Origin of the sequence: Nitrincola alkalisediminis (genome assembly GCF_009821115.1) — a bacterium.
In the GTDB taxonomy this organism is placed as follows: domain Bacteria; phylum Pseudomonadota; class Gammaproteobacteria; order Pseudomonadales; family Balneatricaceae; genus Nitrincola; species Nitrincola alkalisediminis.
On record NZ_VYTY01000004.1, the window covers coordinates 124,761 to 140,429 of the forward strand.

The window sequence follows — 15,669 nt, forward strand, 5'->3', positions numbered from 1 at the left end:
AGATCTCGTGCGTGTTAACGACGAAGGTAGTTGGAAAAGTCAATATCGCTCGCCGCGAGGATGGCTTGCACGCGGTTGTGGACGCCAAGCTTGGATAAAATAGCGGAGACATGGGCTTTCACCGTTGTTTCTGCAATATTCAGATTGTACGCAATCTGCTTGTTGGATTCGCCTTTCACCATTCGCTCAAGAACCAAGAGTTGACGTCGTGTCAGCGACTGCAATAACTCAGTCGGAACGTCCTTTTGCATGAGTTGACGGCGGTTGCGACGACTGTCCTGTTCGCTGCTTTGTCGAATGATATCGGGGGGGAGGTAAACATTGCCATTCAGAATCTGCTGCAAGGCTTCGGTCATTTGCGCTCGCGGTGATGATTTTGAAATGAAACCGACGGCACCACAGGTAATGGCTTGTAAGACCACTTGCTTTTCATCTTCCGCGGATACGATCACAACGGGGATGGTGGGTGCTTCATTGCGAATTGAAATGAGGCCATTGAGTCCATTCATGCCGGGCATATTCAGATCCAACAGGACTAAGTCCAGTTCATCGTCTTGCGTTGCGATTTCAAGGGCATTGTCGAGATTCTCTGTTTCGATGATTTCAGCACCTTCAAAGGCAGACTGAATCACGCCACAGATGGCATCTCGAAACAATGGGTGATCATCGGCTATTAATATTTTATACACAATTATACCTGTTTATGATTATTATCAGGGTTATTTACAGTCAACTCTACTCAGCGATCTTAAGGAACCTCGCCTGTAGCGTATAAAAGTGCGTCCACTGCTAAGGGTTCTGGATGAGTCTCTTTTAAAGCATACCCTGCCTCAAGCCATCCGTCACTGCCTTCGGCATACCACAATAGTTGTGTATACCCCCAAGAATGTGCGCGTTTCACGGCATTCCATGACATCCAGCAATCAGCCGTGCAAAAAAGGGCGATGGGGTGGTTTCGATCGCCTTGGCTTAATTCGAACAAATGCTTGGCAAAGTACTCGATCCAATGGTTTTCTAACTCTCCCCAGCCAACGTTTGGAAGCCAGAGGCTGTTAGGGAGGGTTTGTCTTGGTGTATCGTAAATAAAGATACCATCGCGCCAGGTGACCGGTTGGACGTCGATTAGCCGTGTTTCAGGGTGTTTTTGTAACTGGTGACGGAGTTCTTCGGTTGTCAGTGTGATTCCGCCTTGAACCTCAAGCGGTGTCGCACTGCGATAGTAACTGATGCGATAACCCTCTGGTGAGAAGTGTGCAGGAGTATCTAGGTTTGTTGCCAACCCCGAAATGCTATATAGCATGAGTATTGCACCGATTGATCTGCGCCGTCTCATACCTCGGTACTCGTCTTGAAGGTTTATAGTTCATATAAACCATTACACTCCTGTTGCGCAAATGGCATAAGTAGACGTTCGAATAAAAAAAATACGACCTAAGTACTGTTTTGTGGGTTTATATAAGAGTTTAACGGTCTTTGGCTTAATTTAAGGTAAAATGAGCCTTCGTAAATGAAATAAGGGTGGAAGGGGTATGATGTATCTTTGGGTGAAGCTGTTACATATCGTGGCAATGACCAGTTGGATGGCTGGCATTTTCTACTTACCTCGTATTTATGTTCATTATGTCGAAGGACGCGCGGAGGGGCAGGATGTCTCACGGTTAGCCATCATGGCGCGTAAACTGTTTGGGTTTATGAGCATTATGGCGGTTTTTACACTGATATTTGGTCTGGTTTTATGGCTGGGCTTTGGCTTTCGCGGGGGGTGGATACATGCGAAACTTTTATTTGTTGCATTTTTGATTGGATATCACGGGTGGTGCTTTGCTTATTTGAAAAGGCTGCAAAGAGGGGAGTTGAATCAAAGCGGTCGTTATTTCAGATTATTTAACGAACTGCCGTTATTAATTTTTATCCCGATTTTGTATTTTGTGTTATTTAAGCCGTTTTAAAAACGAAACACACTTTTACTCATGGCTCAGATCCTGCAAACATCTGAGCCTGATTCGAGCCTGATTCAAGTGGTTCGCGCCAATAAACGCTGGATGCGTGCTTCAAGCCTAGCGACATCGTCTCGTAATGCCTCAACCTCACAGGTAAAGCCTTCGACCTCTGCTGGAGGGGGTAATACTCGCGACTCTTCTTGAAGAAACTCTTTGGTGTTAAGCGCAAAACTGGCTGCGCTGTGTTTAAGGTAGCGTGACTGTGCTGTAAATGCCTCGGCGACTGGGTGAGCCAAGGTGTCGCCTAGCCATTCGGCCAACCAGGCTTCCCAATCAATTGAGAAATCCCTTAACAGTGCTTTAAGTGATTGCGCTAAATTAAGGTCCCCTTCAAGTTCAATACCCTGACCAAAGAGTTTCCCTTGTGACTGTTCAGATTGAGCCATGATGAACAAGTCGGCCGCTGTGCCCGTTAATGTTAAATCAGGAGGTGTTTCGCTGTGGTGCAGTAAATCGATGCCCTGCTCATGCATCAGGACGAAAAATGCGTAAGGAGGACTCGTTAGCGTGATATGGATGGATTTGCCCGCTAGTGACTTCACTTGAGCCAAGGCTGGAGTATTATGCTTTAACAATAGATTGAGACTGCTTTCGGCACTGCTCAGTAGTGCGGCCTCTAACATGGCTTGCATGCAAAATACTCCTTACATAGAGTCGTTTAAGGTTTGATGCCTGTGTGAAGTGCGACGACGCCGCCAGTCATGTTTTCATAATGACAGTTGACCAATCCCGCTGTTTTCATCATGTCTTTAAGCGTCTCTTGATCCGGATGCATGCGAATCGACTCCGCTAAATAGCGGTAGCTTTCAGCATCATTGGCAATGAGTTTGCCCATTTGCGGTAAGATGTTAAAGGAGTAAACGTCATAGAGTTTTGATAAAACAGGGTTGTTGGTTTTCGAAAACTCTAACACCATCAGCTTGCCACCCGGTTTGAGCACACGGTGCATTGACTTGAGGGCTGCGTCTTTATCGGTGACATTGCGTAAGCCAAATGCGATGGTGATAATGTCAAAGGTATTGTCAGCGAAGGGGAGGCACTCGGCATTGGCTTGAATGTACTCAACATTTCCGGCTGTGCCTGAGTCAATGAGTTTATCGCGCCCAACTTTGAGCATCGAGTCATTGATGTCGGCCAAAATGACTTTGCCGTCGCGACCCACGATCCTAGAAAACTTTTTAGTGAGGTCGCCAGTGCCGCCTGCGATATCAAGAATCGTATGGCCAGGGCGTGCACCGCTGCGCTCAATGGTGATACGTTTCCAAAGACGATGAACCCCACCCGACATTAGGTCGTTCATCAGGTCATATTTACCCGCCACTGAATGAAAGACATCTGCAACACGTTTGACTTTTTCATCAACGGGAACTTCGGAAAAACCGAAATGGGTGGTGTTGTCTTTATTGGATTCGCTCATAGTACTCGGTCTGCCTGACGGATAAGGTTCAAGATGAAGGATAGATTGTAACCTCAGTGAAGCACAATGTCCTGCGTCAATGTGATGTCTTCACAATCAAACCTTCATCACGTGATGCACCTGCGGCTTGTAATGCGGCGAGGTACTCTGTCCAGTAGCTCTCTGCATTGTGGGTTAAATCATGCAGATATTCCCAAGTGTACAGTCCTGAGTCATGACCATCGTCAAACACAATTTTCAACGCGTAATTTCCGCTAGGGATAATTTCGTTGATCGCGACCCATTTCTTACCTGTTTGTAACGTGCCCTGACCGATACCGTGGCCTCTCACTTCAGCCGATGGGGAGTGTACCCTCAAAAATTCAGCCGTGAGCTCAAAGCTTCCATCTGGGTAAATTAATTCGAGGGTTCTGGACTTCAAATGAAGACGTATATCGGTTGGTAATGGAATCTGAAGCATATCAAAACCCCTTGCGTTTGTTGGACGCTTAGGGCCTTAAAAAGGCCCTAAGATACAGGTTGTTAGAGGATGTAGTGACTTAAATCTTCATTGCCGCTGAGCTCAGCCAGTTGAGCGTTGACAAAGGCTTCGTCAATGGTAATACGTTCGCCGTTTTTATCTGATGCGGAGAACGACAGTTCATCCAACAAGCGCTCCATCATGGTGTGCAGACGACGCGCACCGATGTTTTCAGTTTTTTCATTCACCTGAAAGGCCAGCTCTGCAATGCGACGTATGCCATCATCGGTAAACTCAATGAGTAAGCCTTCAGTGGCCAGCAGGGCTTTGTACTGTTCAGTGAGCGATGCCGTTGGCTCTGTCAGAATACGTCTAAAGTCATCGGGCGTGAGTGCTTGTAACTCAACACGAATCGGCAAACGGCCTTGCAGTTCAGGAATGAGGTCAGAAGGCTTCGCTAAATGAAACGCACCTGAGGCAATAAATAAGATATGGTCGGTTTTGACCATGCCGTACTTGGTTGTGACGGTTGAGCCTTCAATGAGCGGAAGCAAGTCACGCTGTACCCCTTCGCGAGACACATCACCGCCACTACCGCTGTCGCTGCGCTTGCAGACCTTATCGATTTCGTCTAAGAAAACAATGCCGTTTTGTTCAACCAGATCAACCGCTTGCTGTTTGATATCGTCTTCTTTAACAAGATTGGCGGCTTCTTCATCGATTAAAAGCTTTAACGCATCTTTGACTTTTAAACGACGAGATTGTTTTTTCGCTTGGCCAAGGCTAGAGAACATGCTCTGCAACTGATTGGTCATTTCCTCCATGCCTGGAGGTGCCATAATTTCAACGCCCACTTTGGGCTGTGCCACTTCGATTTCAATTTCTTTATCGTCGAGTTGGCCTTCACGGAGTTTCTTACGGAAGATTTGACGTGTGGCCGTGTCTGTTTTAGCGGGCTCGTCGTAGCCTGTGCTGCGTGCAGGGGGCAGTAGCGCATCTAAAATGCGCTCTTCAGCGGCATCTTCCGCGCGTGTGCGCATTTTGACCATGGCCTGTTCACGAACCATCTTAACGGACATTTCGACCAAGTCACGAATAATGGTCTCGACATCACGGCCCACATAGCCGACTTCTGTAAACTTAGTGGCTTCAACTTTAATGAAGGGGGCATTGGCGAGTTTAGCCAAGCGACGTGCAATTTCAGTTTTGCCGACACCGGTTGGGCCAATCATTAAAATGTTTTTTGGGGTGACTTCTGGGCGCAATGCATCGCTCAGTTGCATACGACGCCAGCGATTGCGAAGCGCAATTGCAACGGAACGTTTAGCCTGATCTTGACCGACAATATGACGGTTGAGTTCGTGGACAATTTCTCTTGGGGTCATTTCGGACATCAGGCTTCTCCTTGAGTGACAGATTCGAGTTGCTCAATGGTTAAGTTGTGGTTTGTGAATACGCAAATATCACCCGCAATGTGCAAGCTTTTTTCGACGATTTCTCTGGCACTCAGTTCAGTGTTGTCAACGAGAGCACGCGCGGCAGCGAGTGCATAGTTTCCACCTGAGCCAATGGCAACCACTCCGTCTTCTGGATCAATGACATCGCCATTACCCGAAATTAAAAAGGTTCGGTCTTTGTTTGCGACAAGCATTAAGGCTTCGAGTCGTCTCAGAACGCGATCGCTGCGCCATTCACGCGCGAGGTAGATGACCGCATTGACGATATTGCCTTGGTGTTTGTCGAGCTGTTGCTCGAATAAATCTCTAAGGGTGATGGCGTCGGCCGTACCGCCAGCAAACCCAGTGATGACTTGATGTTTAGCAAGGACATTTACTTTTTTCGCTGTCCCTTTCATAACGGTGTTGCCCAGTGAAACCTGACCATCACCCCCAACCACCACTTGGTTGCCACGACGTACCGAAACGATTGTTGTCATATTAAAAAATCCCGTTGCGCTTCAATTCATCATGATATGGATGCGCAATGGGATTTTTCAAGGGTTAGACGTTTGAGTGTGACGAAAAAACGCTCAAACGCTCGATTAATTGAGTGGAATCGGCATTGGGGTGATGCCAAGGCTTGTTAACTGGTTACGAGCACTGTTCAGTTCTGAACGATTATTGAATGGGCCTGTGCGTACCCGATACCAAATGCCATTCTCACCATCAACACGTGATGTGTGGACATTCGGTAGCCCCGAGAGCAATAGCTGTGCGCGCATGCGTTCAGCATCGCTTTCCGAACGGAAAGAGCCAGCTTGCAATAAAAAACGCTCTTGAATAGCACCCGGCGCATTGGCGTTTCGAGGGGTAGATCGATACACGTTCTGGGGTGCTTGCACTTCGCTTCTGGGCAGAATGTCATAAAAATCAAATCGACTTTCACGGACATCAGGAATGGGGTCGGCTTCTGGCTCAGCAGGTTGTGCTGGAGCGGCAACGGGGGCTGGAGCCGTCGTTGCCGGTGCAACCGGGGTGGGGGCTGCAGGTGCAGACACCGGTGGCTGTTTTGGCGCAGGTTGTTTAATTCTAGCGTCAGGATGTTCCGCTTGAAGCAAGACGTACAACAGTGAGCCAAGTCCACCGAGCGCAAGCAGCGTTAATAAGGGACGTTTATACGAGCCCTTAGCGGCAGGCGCAGACGGTTTCTTTTTGCTCGGCTTCGTTGCTACCAGTGGAGGTGCGCTTTTTGGACGTGCGGGTGCACGACTGGCTGAGCTGTTACTACGACGCTTTTGAGCAAAATCCTGCCTAGCCATAATTTACATCTGCTCCGGAGCCGAAACACCCAATAAGTTCAGACCGTTTGCCAATACCTGTCGAACGGCGACACTTAACGTGAGGCGAGCATTTCTCAGTGCAACGTCGTCTATGATCATTTTGTGACCATTGTACCAAGTATGGTAATCGCTGGCTAAATCACGCAAATAGTTGGCGAGAACATGAGGCTCAAAGTTTAAGGCCGCATTGCGAAGCACATCGGGATACTTGGTCAGTTGTGTAATCAGGTCTTTTTCTGTTTCGCTATCAAGACGGCTAAGCTCAGCCACGCCTTGAGCCTGATCCCAGCTCATGTTTGCGTCTTCTAGTTTTCTGAGGACGGAGCAAACACGCGCGTGGGCATATTGAATGTAGTACACAGGGTTGTCTTTTGATTCAGATTTTGCCAACTCTAAATCAAAGTCCATGTGCTGTTCGGCTTTGCGGGTGACATAGAAAAAGCGGCAGGCATCGCTGCCAACTTCATCGCGTAATTCGCGTAAGGTCACAAATGAGCCTGAACGTGTGGACATTTGCACACGCTCTTCACCCCGATAGAGAATGGCAAACTGAACAAGGCGAACCACTAAATTGTCTGGGTTGTAGCCAAGCGCTTGAATGGCTGCTTTCACACGTGTGATGTAACCGTGGTGGTCGGCACCCCAAATGTTGACGACTTGATCGAAGCCACGATCAAATTTATTCATGTGGTAGGCAATATCAGACGCGAAATAGGTGGTTTGACCGTTGGCGCGTTTTACAACGCGGTCTTTATCGTCACCAAAGGCGGTAGATCTAAACCAAGTGTTGCCTTCGGCCTCATAGAGGTGGCCTTTTTCTTGAAGAATGTTCAACGCAACGTCGACATCGCCGCTGTGGGTTAATGAGCGCTCTGAGAACCAGACTTGGTAATTAATGCCAAACTCGCTCAGGTCTTCACGGATATCACCTAGGATCGACTCTAAGCCAGCACGAAACACGATTTCGTAGCCTTCTTCGCCCAGCAGTTCCTTCGCGCGCTCAATCAGGGCATCAATGTAGACGTCCTTATCGCCCCCATCGGGCTCATCGGCAGGGAGGTTATCAAACACTTGAGCGTGGGTGCGTAAAAAGCGATTGCCATGCTCTTGCTGCAATGCATGTGCGATATCACGAATGTAGTGGCCTTGATACGCATTCGTTGGGAAGACCAGATCCATGTCCAGATCTTCTAAATAGCGTAACCATACGCTGGCCGCTAAGATATTCATCTGGCGGCCTGCATCGTTGACGTAATATTCACGCTCAACCTCAAGGCCCGCGGCTTCAAGCAGGTCAGCAACGCTGGCTCCATACGCAGCCCCACGACCATGGCCGACGTGCAAAGGCCCTGTTGGGTTTGCTGACACAAACTCGACTTGTACGCGAGGACCTGAGTTGGCAGGTGCACGCCCGAATTCAGAGCCTTCGGTGAGGATTTTTTCAACGACCGAATAAATAGAGGACTGGTTGATGAAAAAGTTAATAAAACCAGGGCCTGCGATCTCTGTTCGGACGACCTGATCTGATTGAGGAAGCGCGGCGCAGATTTTTTCAGCCAGTTGTCGAGGGTTGCATCGCGCCGCTTTTGCCAGAGTTAATGCAACATTGCTGGCGAGATCGCCATGGGCTTTGTCGCGTGTATTTTCAATGTGAATACTGGCGCTGGTGTCGGCGGGTAAGGTTCCCTCTGAGATCAGGTTTGTCAACGCTGATTGAATAAGATCTGCTATATGCTCTTTCATTAGATTACCGTTGGGTGAAAAAGATGCGCTTGCCGGCGCGACCGGAATACGTACTAACCCGTTATTATAATTCGTCTAGGCCCTAGAATGCCAACCCCATCAGTAACTATCGATAGGATCAACATCAATTGACCATCTGACTTTATTTTTCATGGGGTTATGTTCAACTTCATGCATAATCATGCGGAGGAGGGCATGCAAATGTCGGCGCTCTCGGCCCTGAATCAGCATTTGTGAGCGAAAAAGTCCCGCCCGTTTTTCCATCGGTGAGGGAAAAGGGCCTGACCAATGGTTACCCTGAGGAAGTGATAAATGCGTTTCGATGGCGTCACGAATCGAACGTAGAAAGGCTTCAGCCCAACCCTGACGACTGGCTTCTGCACGAATCAGTGCATGGTGGTGGAAAGGTGGAAGTCCTGCCCCTTGGCGTAAAACGAGTTCGCTTTTCGCGAAGGCTTCGTAACCCTGAGTGACCAGTGCGGCCAGCATCGGATGGTCAGGATGGTGGGTTTGCAGTAGAACCTCGCCAGAGAGTTCGGCCCGTCCCGCCCGTCCAGCGACCTGCAAAATTAACTGAGCCGTTTTCTCCATGCCACGAAAATCTGCGCTGAAAAGTCCAGCATCAGCATCGAGTACGGCCACTAACGTGACCTTAGGGAAATGATGTCCTTTGGCTAACATCTGTGTCCCAATCATGATGCAGGGTTCACCTGTGTGAATTTGCTTCATCATGTTTTCTAAGGCGTGTTTGCGTGAGGTGCTGTCGCGGTCAATTCGCAGCACGGGTATGGTCGGGAAAAGGGATTTGAGCTGCTCTTCCGTGCGTTCTGTTCCGGCACCTGATGGCCTTAAATCCTCACTGTGGCAGTGATGGCAGCGCTTCGGAATCGGTGTTTGCCGATCACAATGATGGCAATGCATATGAGCAGGCGAGCGGTGTAACGTCATGCGTGCATCGCAGCGGGTGCACTCATTCACCGCACCACAATCATGGCAAATTAAAGACGGCGAAAAACCACGGCGGTTAAGGAAAATGAGAACTTGTGTCTGAGCTGATAAATGCTGGCGTATGTGATGGATTAACTCAGGCGCCATTCCGGCCTGCAATGCCTCACCGCGAATATCTAAAAATTTGAACTTAGGGGTACTGGCATTGCCCGCACGTTGGCGAAGATGTAAATGCTGGTAGCGACCATCAAGAGCATTGTGCAGGCTTTCAAGAGAAGGTGTCGCTGTTGTGAGCAGCAGTGGAATGTCTTCTTTCTTCGCCCTTAATACCGCTAGATCTCGGGCATGATAACGAAACCCTTCTTGCTGCTTAAAAGAGGGGTCATGCTCTTCATCGACGATGATGATGCCGGGGTTCTTCATCGGTGTAAAAATCGCAGACCGAGTCCCGATTAAAATACGAGCGCTGCCATCTCGAGCCATTAGCCAAGCATCCAGTCGTTGCCGATCCGTAAGCCCTGAGTGAAGTGCCATGACCGGCACTTGGAAGCGTGCTTTAAAACGACTCAGAGTTTGAGGCGTTAACCCGATCTCGGGCACCAAAATAAGGGCCTGCTTTCCTTCTTTTAAAATGGCCTCTATTGCTTGTAAATAGACTTCTGTTTTTCCCGATCCTGTGACTCCCTCTAATAACAGCGTGTGAAATTGTGAAGGGTTTAGAAGGCTGTAGAGTGCTAAAGCTTGTTCTTCATTAAGCGTTAAGGGCGCTTCTTTCAGTATCGTTTCTGAGTCAGTTGCAACCTGATAGGGTCTTGGGTGGCTGGCAAAGGATTCCGCCAAGTGTTTATCGGCTAAGGCTTTAAGTAAGGGCGTCGAAAAGCCTTCAATTTTGATGGCTTCGCTACTCACGCCATCTGGATTTCTTAGTAGAAGTTCTAATAGCTCTCGCTGACGTTTAGCCCCATTGGCCAGCACATTGAGTGTGGCGTGAGCGGTTGCGCGCCAAAGTGTTGCATGGGCAAAGGTCGGCTCGTGTCCTTTTCGTAATAAAACCGGAAGCGCTTGCTGTAGGGCTTCGCCCTCGGGGTAAAAGTAGTAATGTGCTGCCCAGCGTGCTAGCCAGAATTGGGTGGCATCTAAGACAGGGTGCTCATCTAATAGCATCAAGGCGGTTTTGAGTTGTTTGGTTGAGTATTGTGATTGCACGTCTGTATCAATCACAATGCCAATCATTTCTCTCGAACCAAACGGAACTTTGATGCGCATCCCAGGCTTTACACGTCCTTCAAATTCTACAGGACACAGGTAATCAAAAAGCGTGTGAAGGGGGGATGGAATAGCCACTCGTAGAATCACGGAAAAAACGCCCTGTGGAACGATAATGAGAGTACAGTCTAGTGGCTTTTGAAAACGGGATAAACCTCAATTTTTGCTTGCGACTAAATAAGGGAGTCCGTATAATTTGCGGCCTTGCTGAATATGTGGTTAGCAAAAGTCAAAACTCTATGCTATCCGACCCCGTTAGTGCGGTGCCTGACAACAAACGATCATGATCAGGTGGCGGCACACCCATAACTCTATTGAGGTTTTTTGAAATGAAAGCTGGTATCCACCCAAATTATGTCGATGTAACCATCACCTGTTCTTGCGGTAACGTAATGCAGACCAAATCTACGTTAGGCCAGAGCACTATGCTTGTCGACGTATGCAGCCAGTGCCACCCCTTCTACACTGGTAAGCAAAAAGAAGCGACCAGCGGTGGTCGTGTGGATCGCTTTAACAAGCGTTTCGGTGGCCGTACTATCAGCAAATAAGCTCAGTTTTAGGCTTGATTTGCAAAAAAAGCACTCTACGGAGTGCTTTTTTTATGGAATTTTTTTCTAAGTTTTGGTGGTTTTTAAAGCAAGCCTTTCGTGTTTGATCGCAAAATCTAGCGTTTCGTTAGGCATATTAGCCTAAAGGCGTATTTTCTCTTAATCTCTTCTTAAATGAGCGGTTGTCGCATACAGGTGTTTTGGTTATGATGCATGACCGTATAACTTCAACCTTTAGTTGGAAAAGCAACCATGTCTCAAGATTTTAAACAAGCTGCTCTTGATTACCACGAGTTTCCTCGTCCAGGTAAGATCAGTATTGAACTCTCAACTTCGGCTGAGACCGCTAAAGATCTTGCACTGGCATACTCTCCGGGTGTGGCAGAGCCTGTACGTGCGATCGCAGCCGATCCTGAAGCCGCGTATCGTTACACAGCAAAGGGTAACCTGGTTGCCGTCATTTCCAATGGTACTGCTATTTTGGGCCTAGGTGATTTAGGTCCTTTAGCATCTAAACCTGTCATGGAAGGCAAAGCATTGCTGTTTAAGCGTTTCGCCAATATTGATTCAATCGATATTGAAGTTGACGCTGAAAGCCCACAAGCCTTTATTGATACAGTTGCGCGTATTGCTGAAACCTTCGGCGGAATTAACTTGGAAGATATCAAAGCGCCTGAGTGCTTTGAAATTGAACGTACTTTGATTGAGCGTTGCAATATTCCTGTTTTCCACGATGATCAGCATGGCACAGCGATTGTAACGGCAGCAGGCATGATTAATGCGCTTGAACTGGCAGGCAAGAAGCTTGAAGAAGCTTCAATTGTGTGTCTAGGTGCAGGTGCAGCAGCAAGTGCATGTATGAAGTTGCTCATCAACATGGGCGCGAGAGTCGAGAATATTTACATGATCGATCGTAAGGGTGTGATCCACTCCGGTCGTGATGACCTGACTGCCGAAAAAGCGGCATTCGCAACTGAAACGGATAAGCGTACCCTTGATGATGCCATTGATGGCGCTGATGTTTTCCTAGGTCTGTCTGGTCCAGACCTGCTGTCACCTGAACAGCTTAAGAAAATGGCGGCTAACCCCGTTGTCTTCGCCTGTGCGAACCCAGATCCTGAAATCAGACCGGAAGTTGCGAATGCAGTCCGTAATGATGTGATTATGGCCACAGGTCGCTCTGACTTCCCGAACCAAGTAAATAACGTGTTGGGCTTCCCATTCATTTTCCGTGGTGCACTCGATGTTCGTGCGTCTGCGATTAATGAAGAGATGAAAGCAGCTGCAGTAAAAGCGCTAGCGGAATTGGCGCGTGAGCCAGTGACGCAAGAGGTTTTAATTGCGTATGGTTTAGAATCATTGGAATTCGGTCGTGAGTATATCCTGCCTAAAGCAACTGATTCACGTTTGTTAGGCCGTATCTCGTATGCGGTTGCTCAAGCGGCGATTGACAGTGGTGTGGCACGTTTACCTATGCCAGAGCATTACCCGATTCGTAGTAGCGCTGAACTGGCGAACTAATGTATTGAGTATCTAGCTAGACGTTCCTAGCGTTGATTAGTATCGCTAGGAACAGCTGAAGCCGCTGTAACACCCATAAAGTATTGAGCTTTTATGTGTGTTACAGCGGTTTTTTTATTGTCTGTACCCTATTCGGGCGTGAGCCCGAACAGTGTTTATCCAAGTAAAGGCTTCAGAAAACGTCCTGTGTGAGATAGCTCAACCTTAGCGACCTCTTCGGGTGTTCCAGTGGCAATGATTTGCCCTCCACCTGTACCGCCTTCTGGTCCTAAATCAACAATCCAATCCGCCGTTTTAATCACATCAAGATTGTGCTCAATCACTACGATGGTGTTGCCATGGTCGCGCAGTCGATATAAAACATTTAACAGCTGTTGAATATCGTAAAAGTGCAGGCCAGTTGTCGGTTCATCAAGGATATATAGAGTATTGCCGGTATCGCGCTTTGAGAGCTCTTTGGCAAGCTTTACACGCTGAGCCTCACCACCAGATAAGGTTGTTGCACTTTGCCCTAGTCGGATATAGCTCAACCCCACATCCATGAGCGTTTGTAATTTGCGTGCCAGCGCTGGAATCGCATCAAAGAACTCACGGGCATCTTCGACCGTCATGTTCAGCACTTCATCAATGGTTTTACCTTTATACCGAACCTCAAGTGTTTCGCGGTTGTAGCGTTTTCCATGACAGACATCGCAGGGCACGAAAATATCGGGTAAGAAATGCATTTCCACCTTAATCACCCCATCGCCTTGGCAGGCTTCGCAACGTCCGCCTTTGACGTTAAAACTAAAGCGTCCGGGTTTATAACCACGTGATCGCGCTTCTTGAGTGCCTGCAAACAGGTCGCGAATAGTGGTGAAAATCCCCGTATAGGTTGCAGGGTTTGAACGGGGAGTACGGCCTATCGGGCTTTGGTCAATATCAATGACTTTATCAAAGTGTGAAAGGCCCTCAATAGCGTCGTATTCCGATGCCTCCAATGTAGTGGCATGGTTTAATTCAGTCGCTGTGATTGGGTAAAGCGTGCTGTTAATCAGCGTTGATTTTCCAGAACCCGATACGCCTGTAACGCAGGTCATCAATCCGACAGGAATTTCCAGGGTGACGTTTTTGAGGTTATTACCACGTGCGCCCGATAGTCTAAGCACCTTGTCAGGATTGAACATGCCCCTTTCGGCAGGAACCTCAATTTTGCGAGTGCCTGAAAGGTATTGTCCCGTCATGGACTCTGCACACTGCATCACATCGGCAGGTGTTCCAGATGCAATGACTTGGCCGCCATGAACGCCTGCCCCGGGGCCAATGTCGATGACATGATCGGCCAAGCGGATGGCATCTTCATCATGCTCGACGACAATCACCGTGTTGCCTAAATCACGTAAATGACGCAGCGTATCTAAAAGACGGTCATTGTCACGTTGATGCAAGCCGATTGAGGGTTCGTCCAGAATATACATCACACCGACAAGCCCAGCCCCGATTTGGCTGGCCAAACGAATCCGTTGTGCTTCACCACCCGATAGGGTTTCGGCACTGCGATCAAGTGAAAGATAATCCAAACCGACGTTCACCAAAAACGCCAGACGCAAGCGGATTTCTTTTAAGATTTTATCCGCGATTTCGCCTTGCTTGCCAGAAAGGGTCAGTTGATCAAAATAGGCTTTGCTGTCGCCAATGGCAAGCTTAACAATATCCGGTAGCGTGCGCTCATCAATGTAGACGTGGCGTGCTTCTTTTCGTAAACGTGTTCCCTGGCAACTCGGACAGGGCTGCATGTTTAAATAGCGTGCTAAATCTTCGCGCACAACGTCTGATTCAGTTTCTTTGTATCGACGCTCAAGGTTGTTTAAGACGCCTTCGAAGGGATGCTGCTTGCTAACGACCGTACCGCGATCATTGGTATAGCGGAACTCGATATTTTCTTGGCCACTGCCATGCAAAATCACCTGTTGATGCGGTGTCGATAATGCCTCAAAAGGCGTGTCCATATCGAATCCATAGTGCTGTGCAACGGCCTGCAGTTGTTGAAAGTAATACAAGCTACGCCGATCCCAGCCACGGATCGCGCCCTGAGATAAGGTGAGTGTGGCATCCTGAACCACTTTTGCAGGGTCGAAAAACTGTTTAACCCCTAAGCCATCGCAGCTTGGGCAAGCGCCATGAGGGTTGTTGAAGGAGAACATGCGCGGTTCAAGCTCTTGAATGCTGTAGCCGCATTCTGGGCAGGCAAAACGAGCCGAAAAAATCAACTCCTCTTTACCTTCTTCATCCATCCAGGCAATACGGGCAATGCCGTCCGTGAGTTGAATGGCTGTTTCAAAAGACTCGGCAAGACGGGTTTGCAGATCTGCACGAACTTTGAAGCGGTCAATGACCACTTCAATGGTATGTTTTTTATTTTTTTCTAAATCGGGTGCTGTGTCTAAATCAACGACGATGCCGTTAATGCGCGCCCTGACAAACCCTTGAGCTTTGAGCTCACTGAGCGTATGGAGGTGTTCACCTTTGCGGCCTTGAACCACTGGTGCCAGTAACATTAATTTGCTGCCTTCAGGAAGGGCTAATACTTGATCCACCATTTGTGAAATGGTTTGTGCGGCCAGTGGTAGATCATGGTCAGGGCAGCGAGGCTCACCCGCACGGGCAAAGAGTAGGCGTAAGTAATCGTAAATTTCCGTGATGGTGCCGACGGTTGAACGTGGGTTATGAGACGTGGATTTTTGCTCAATCGAAATGGCGGGTGACAGTCCTTCGATATGATCCACATCCGGTTTTTCCATCATGGATAGGAATTGGCGGGCGTAGGTTGATAATGATTCGACATAACGCCTCTGACCTTCGGCATACAGGGTGTCGAAGGCTAACGAGGACTTTCCAGAACCTGACAATCCTGTGATGACGATGAGCTTGTCACGCGGAATGTCTAGGTCGATATTCTTCAGGTTGTGCGTGCGCGCGCCTCTGACCAGTATTTTATCCATTACCGC

14 protein-coding genes are annotated in these 15,669 nt (G+C 48.4%); 3 read left to right on the forward strand and 11 right to left on the reverse strand.

The annotated features are described in order from the left end of the window. Window positions 1–14 precede the first annotated feature (14 nt). On the reverse strand, window positions 15–689 hold the full coding sequence (locus F5971_RS08275; RefSeq protein WP_036511062.1) for a response regulator: 675 nt from the start codon (window positions 687–689) through the stop codon (window positions 15–17). A 59-nt stretch (window positions 690–748) separates the two neighbouring features. Further along, a complete protein-coding gene (locus tag F5971_RS08280) occupies window positions 749–1,300 on the reverse strand; it encodes a rhodanese-like domain-containing protein (protein ID WP_051514409.1) in 552 nt (183 codons plus the stop codon). Between the two features lie 229 nt (window positions 1,301–1,529). Here F5971_RS08280 and F5971_RS08285 point away from each other — a divergent pair, with 229 nt between their 5' ends. Beyond that, a complete protein-coding gene (locus F5971_RS08285) occupies window positions 1,530–1,949 on the forward strand; it encodes a CopD family protein (protein ID WP_036511065.1) in 420 nt (139 codons plus the stop codon). A 65-nt stretch (window positions 1,950–2,014) separates the two neighbouring features. Here F5971_RS08285 and F5971_RS08290 read toward each other — a convergent pair whose 3' ends face one another. The 8 genes from F5971_RS08290 to F5971_RS08325 all read right to left on the reverse strand — a co-directional run bounded on the left by F5971_RS08290 (window position 2,015) and on the right by F5971_RS08325 (window position 10,703). Then, window positions 2,015–2,632, reverse strand: a complete 618-nt coding sequence (locus F5971_RS08290) for a ubiquinone biosynthesis accessory factor UbiJ (RefSeq protein ID WP_193494701.1) — start codon at window positions 2,630–2,632, stop codon at window positions 2,015–2,017. Between the two features lie 26 nt (window positions 2,633–2,658). Beyond that, entirely contained in the window at window positions 2,659–3,417 is a 759-nt protein-coding gene (gene ubiE / locus F5971_RS08295) for a bifunctional demethylmenaquinone methyltransferase/2-methoxy-6-polyprenyl-1,4-benzoquinol methylase UbiE (protein ID WP_036511069.1), read from the reverse strand. Window positions 3,418–3,493: 76 nt separating this feature from the next. Further along, window positions 3,494–3,877 (reverse strand): gamma-butyrobetaine hydroxylase family protein, encoded by a 384-nt coding sequence (locus F5971_RS08300; protein WP_193494702.1) that lies wholly within the window; start codon window positions 3,875–3,877, stop codon window positions 3,494–3,496. 62 nt (window positions 3,878–3,939) lie between these two features. Beyond that, window positions 3,940–5,271, reverse strand: a complete 1,332-nt coding sequence (hslU, locus tag F5971_RS08305) for an ATP-dependent protease ATPase subunit HslU (RefSeq protein ID WP_036511075.1) — start codon at window positions 5,269–5,271, stop codon at window positions 3,940–3,942. Next, window positions 5,271–5,813 (reverse strand): ATP-dependent protease subunit HslV, encoded by a 543-nt coding sequence (hslV, locus tag F5971_RS08310; RefSeq protein WP_036511078.1) that lies wholly within the window; start codon window positions 5,811–5,813, stop codon window positions 5,271–5,273. Before hslV ends, hslU begins: the two co-directional genes overlap by 1 nt. Window positions 5,814–5,918: 105 nt before the next feature. Further along, window positions 5,919–6,635 carry an SPOR domain-containing protein gene (locus tag F5971_RS08315; RefSeq protein WP_051514410.1) on the reverse strand — a complete coding sequence of 239 codons (717 nt, stop codon included), beginning with the start codon at window positions 6,633–6,635 and terminating at the stop codon, window positions 5,919–5,921. Window positions 6,636–6,638: 3 nt separating this feature from the next. Then, window positions 6,639–8,399 (reverse strand): arginine--tRNA ligase, encoded by a 1,761-nt coding sequence (argS, locus tag F5971_RS08320; protein WP_193494703.1) that lies wholly within the window; start codon window positions 8,397–8,399, stop codon window positions 6,639–6,641. Between the two features lie 99 nt (window positions 8,400–8,498). Then, window positions 8,499–10,703, reverse strand: coding sequence for a primosomal protein N' (locus tag F5971_RS08325; RefSeq protein WP_223116293.1), 2,205 nt, complete (start codon window positions 10,701–10,703; stop codon window positions 8,499–8,501). A 239-nt stretch (window positions 10,704–10,942) separates the two neighbouring features. Here F5971_RS08325 and rpmE point away from each other — a divergent pair, with 239 nt between their 5' ends. Together rpmE and F5971_RS08335 are read left to right on the forward strand one after the other, a co-directional pair. Continuing rightward, entirely contained in the window at window positions 10,943–11,161 is a 219-nt protein-coding gene (gene rpmE / locus F5971_RS08330; RefSeq protein WP_081763824.1) for a 50S ribosomal protein L31, read from the forward strand. Window positions 11,162–11,413: 252 nt separating this feature from the next. Then, window positions 11,414–12,682 (forward strand): malic enzyme-like NAD(P)-binding protein, encoded by a 1,269-nt coding sequence (locus F5971_RS08335; RefSeq protein WP_036511084.1) that lies wholly within the window; start codon window positions 11,414–11,416, stop codon window positions 12,680–12,682. A gap of 155 nt (window positions 12,683–12,837) precedes the next feature. On the opposite strand, the gene uvrA is transcribed toward F5971_RS08335, so the two are convergent. Further along, window positions 12,838–15,663 (reverse strand): excinuclease ABC subunit UvrA, encoded by a 2,826-nt coding sequence (uvrA, locus tag F5971_RS08340; protein ID WP_193494704.1) that lies wholly within the window; start codon window positions 15,661–15,663, stop codon window positions 12,838–12,840. Window positions 15,664–15,669 lie beyond the last annotated feature (6 nt).

What these genes read in the sequence shown, in the direction of transcription:
- F5971_RS08280 (WP_051514409.1), bottom strand. Translation starts at nt 1,300, where the DNA reads ATGCTATATAGCATTTCGGGGTTGGCAACAAACCTAGATACTCCTGCA.
- F5971_RS08285 (WP_036511065.1), top strand. Translation starts at nt 1,530, where the DNA reads ATGATGTATCTTTGGGTGAAGCTGTTACATATCGTGGCAATGACCAGT.
- F5971_RS08290 (WP_193494701.1), bottom strand. Translation starts at nt 2,632, where the DNA reads ATGCAAGCCATGTTAGAGGCCGCACTACTGAGCAGTGCCGAAAGCAGT.
- ubiE (WP_036511069.1), bottom strand. Translation starts at nt 3,417, where the DNA reads ATGAGCGAATCCAATAAAGACAACACCACCCATTTCGGTTTTTCCGAA.
- F5971_RS08300 (WP_193494702.1), bottom strand. Translation starts at nt 3,877, where the DNA reads ATGCTTCAGATTCCATTACCAACCGATATACGTCTTCATTTGAAGTCC.
- hslU (WP_036511075.1), bottom strand. Translation starts at nt 5,271, where the DNA reads ATGTCCGAAATGACCCCAAGAGAAATTGTCCACGAACTCAACCGTCAT.
- hslV (WP_036511078.1), bottom strand. Translation starts at nt 5,813, where the DNA reads ATGACAACAATCGTTTCGGTACGTCGTGGCAACCAAGTGGTGGTTGGG.
- F5971_RS08315 (WP_051514410.1), bottom strand. Translation starts at nt 6,635, where the DNA reads ATGGCTAGGCAGGATTTTGCTCAAAAGCGTCGTAGTAACAGCTCAGCC.
- argS (WP_193494703.1), bottom strand. Translation starts at nt 8,399, where the DNA reads ATGAAAGAGCATATAGCAGATCTTATTCAATCAGCGTTGACAAACCTG.
- rpmE (WP_081763824.1), top strand. Translation starts at nt 10,943, where the DNA reads ATGAAAGCTGGTATCCACCCAAATTATGTCGATGTAACCATCACCTGT.
- F5971_RS08335 (WP_036511084.1), top strand. Translation starts at nt 11,414, where the DNA reads ATGTCTCAAGATTTTAAACAAGCTGCTCTTGATTACCACGAGTTTCCT.
- uvrA (WP_193494704.1), bottom strand. Translation starts at nt 15,663, where the DNA reads ATGGATAAAATACTGGTCAGAGGCGCGCGCACGCACAACCTGAAGAAT.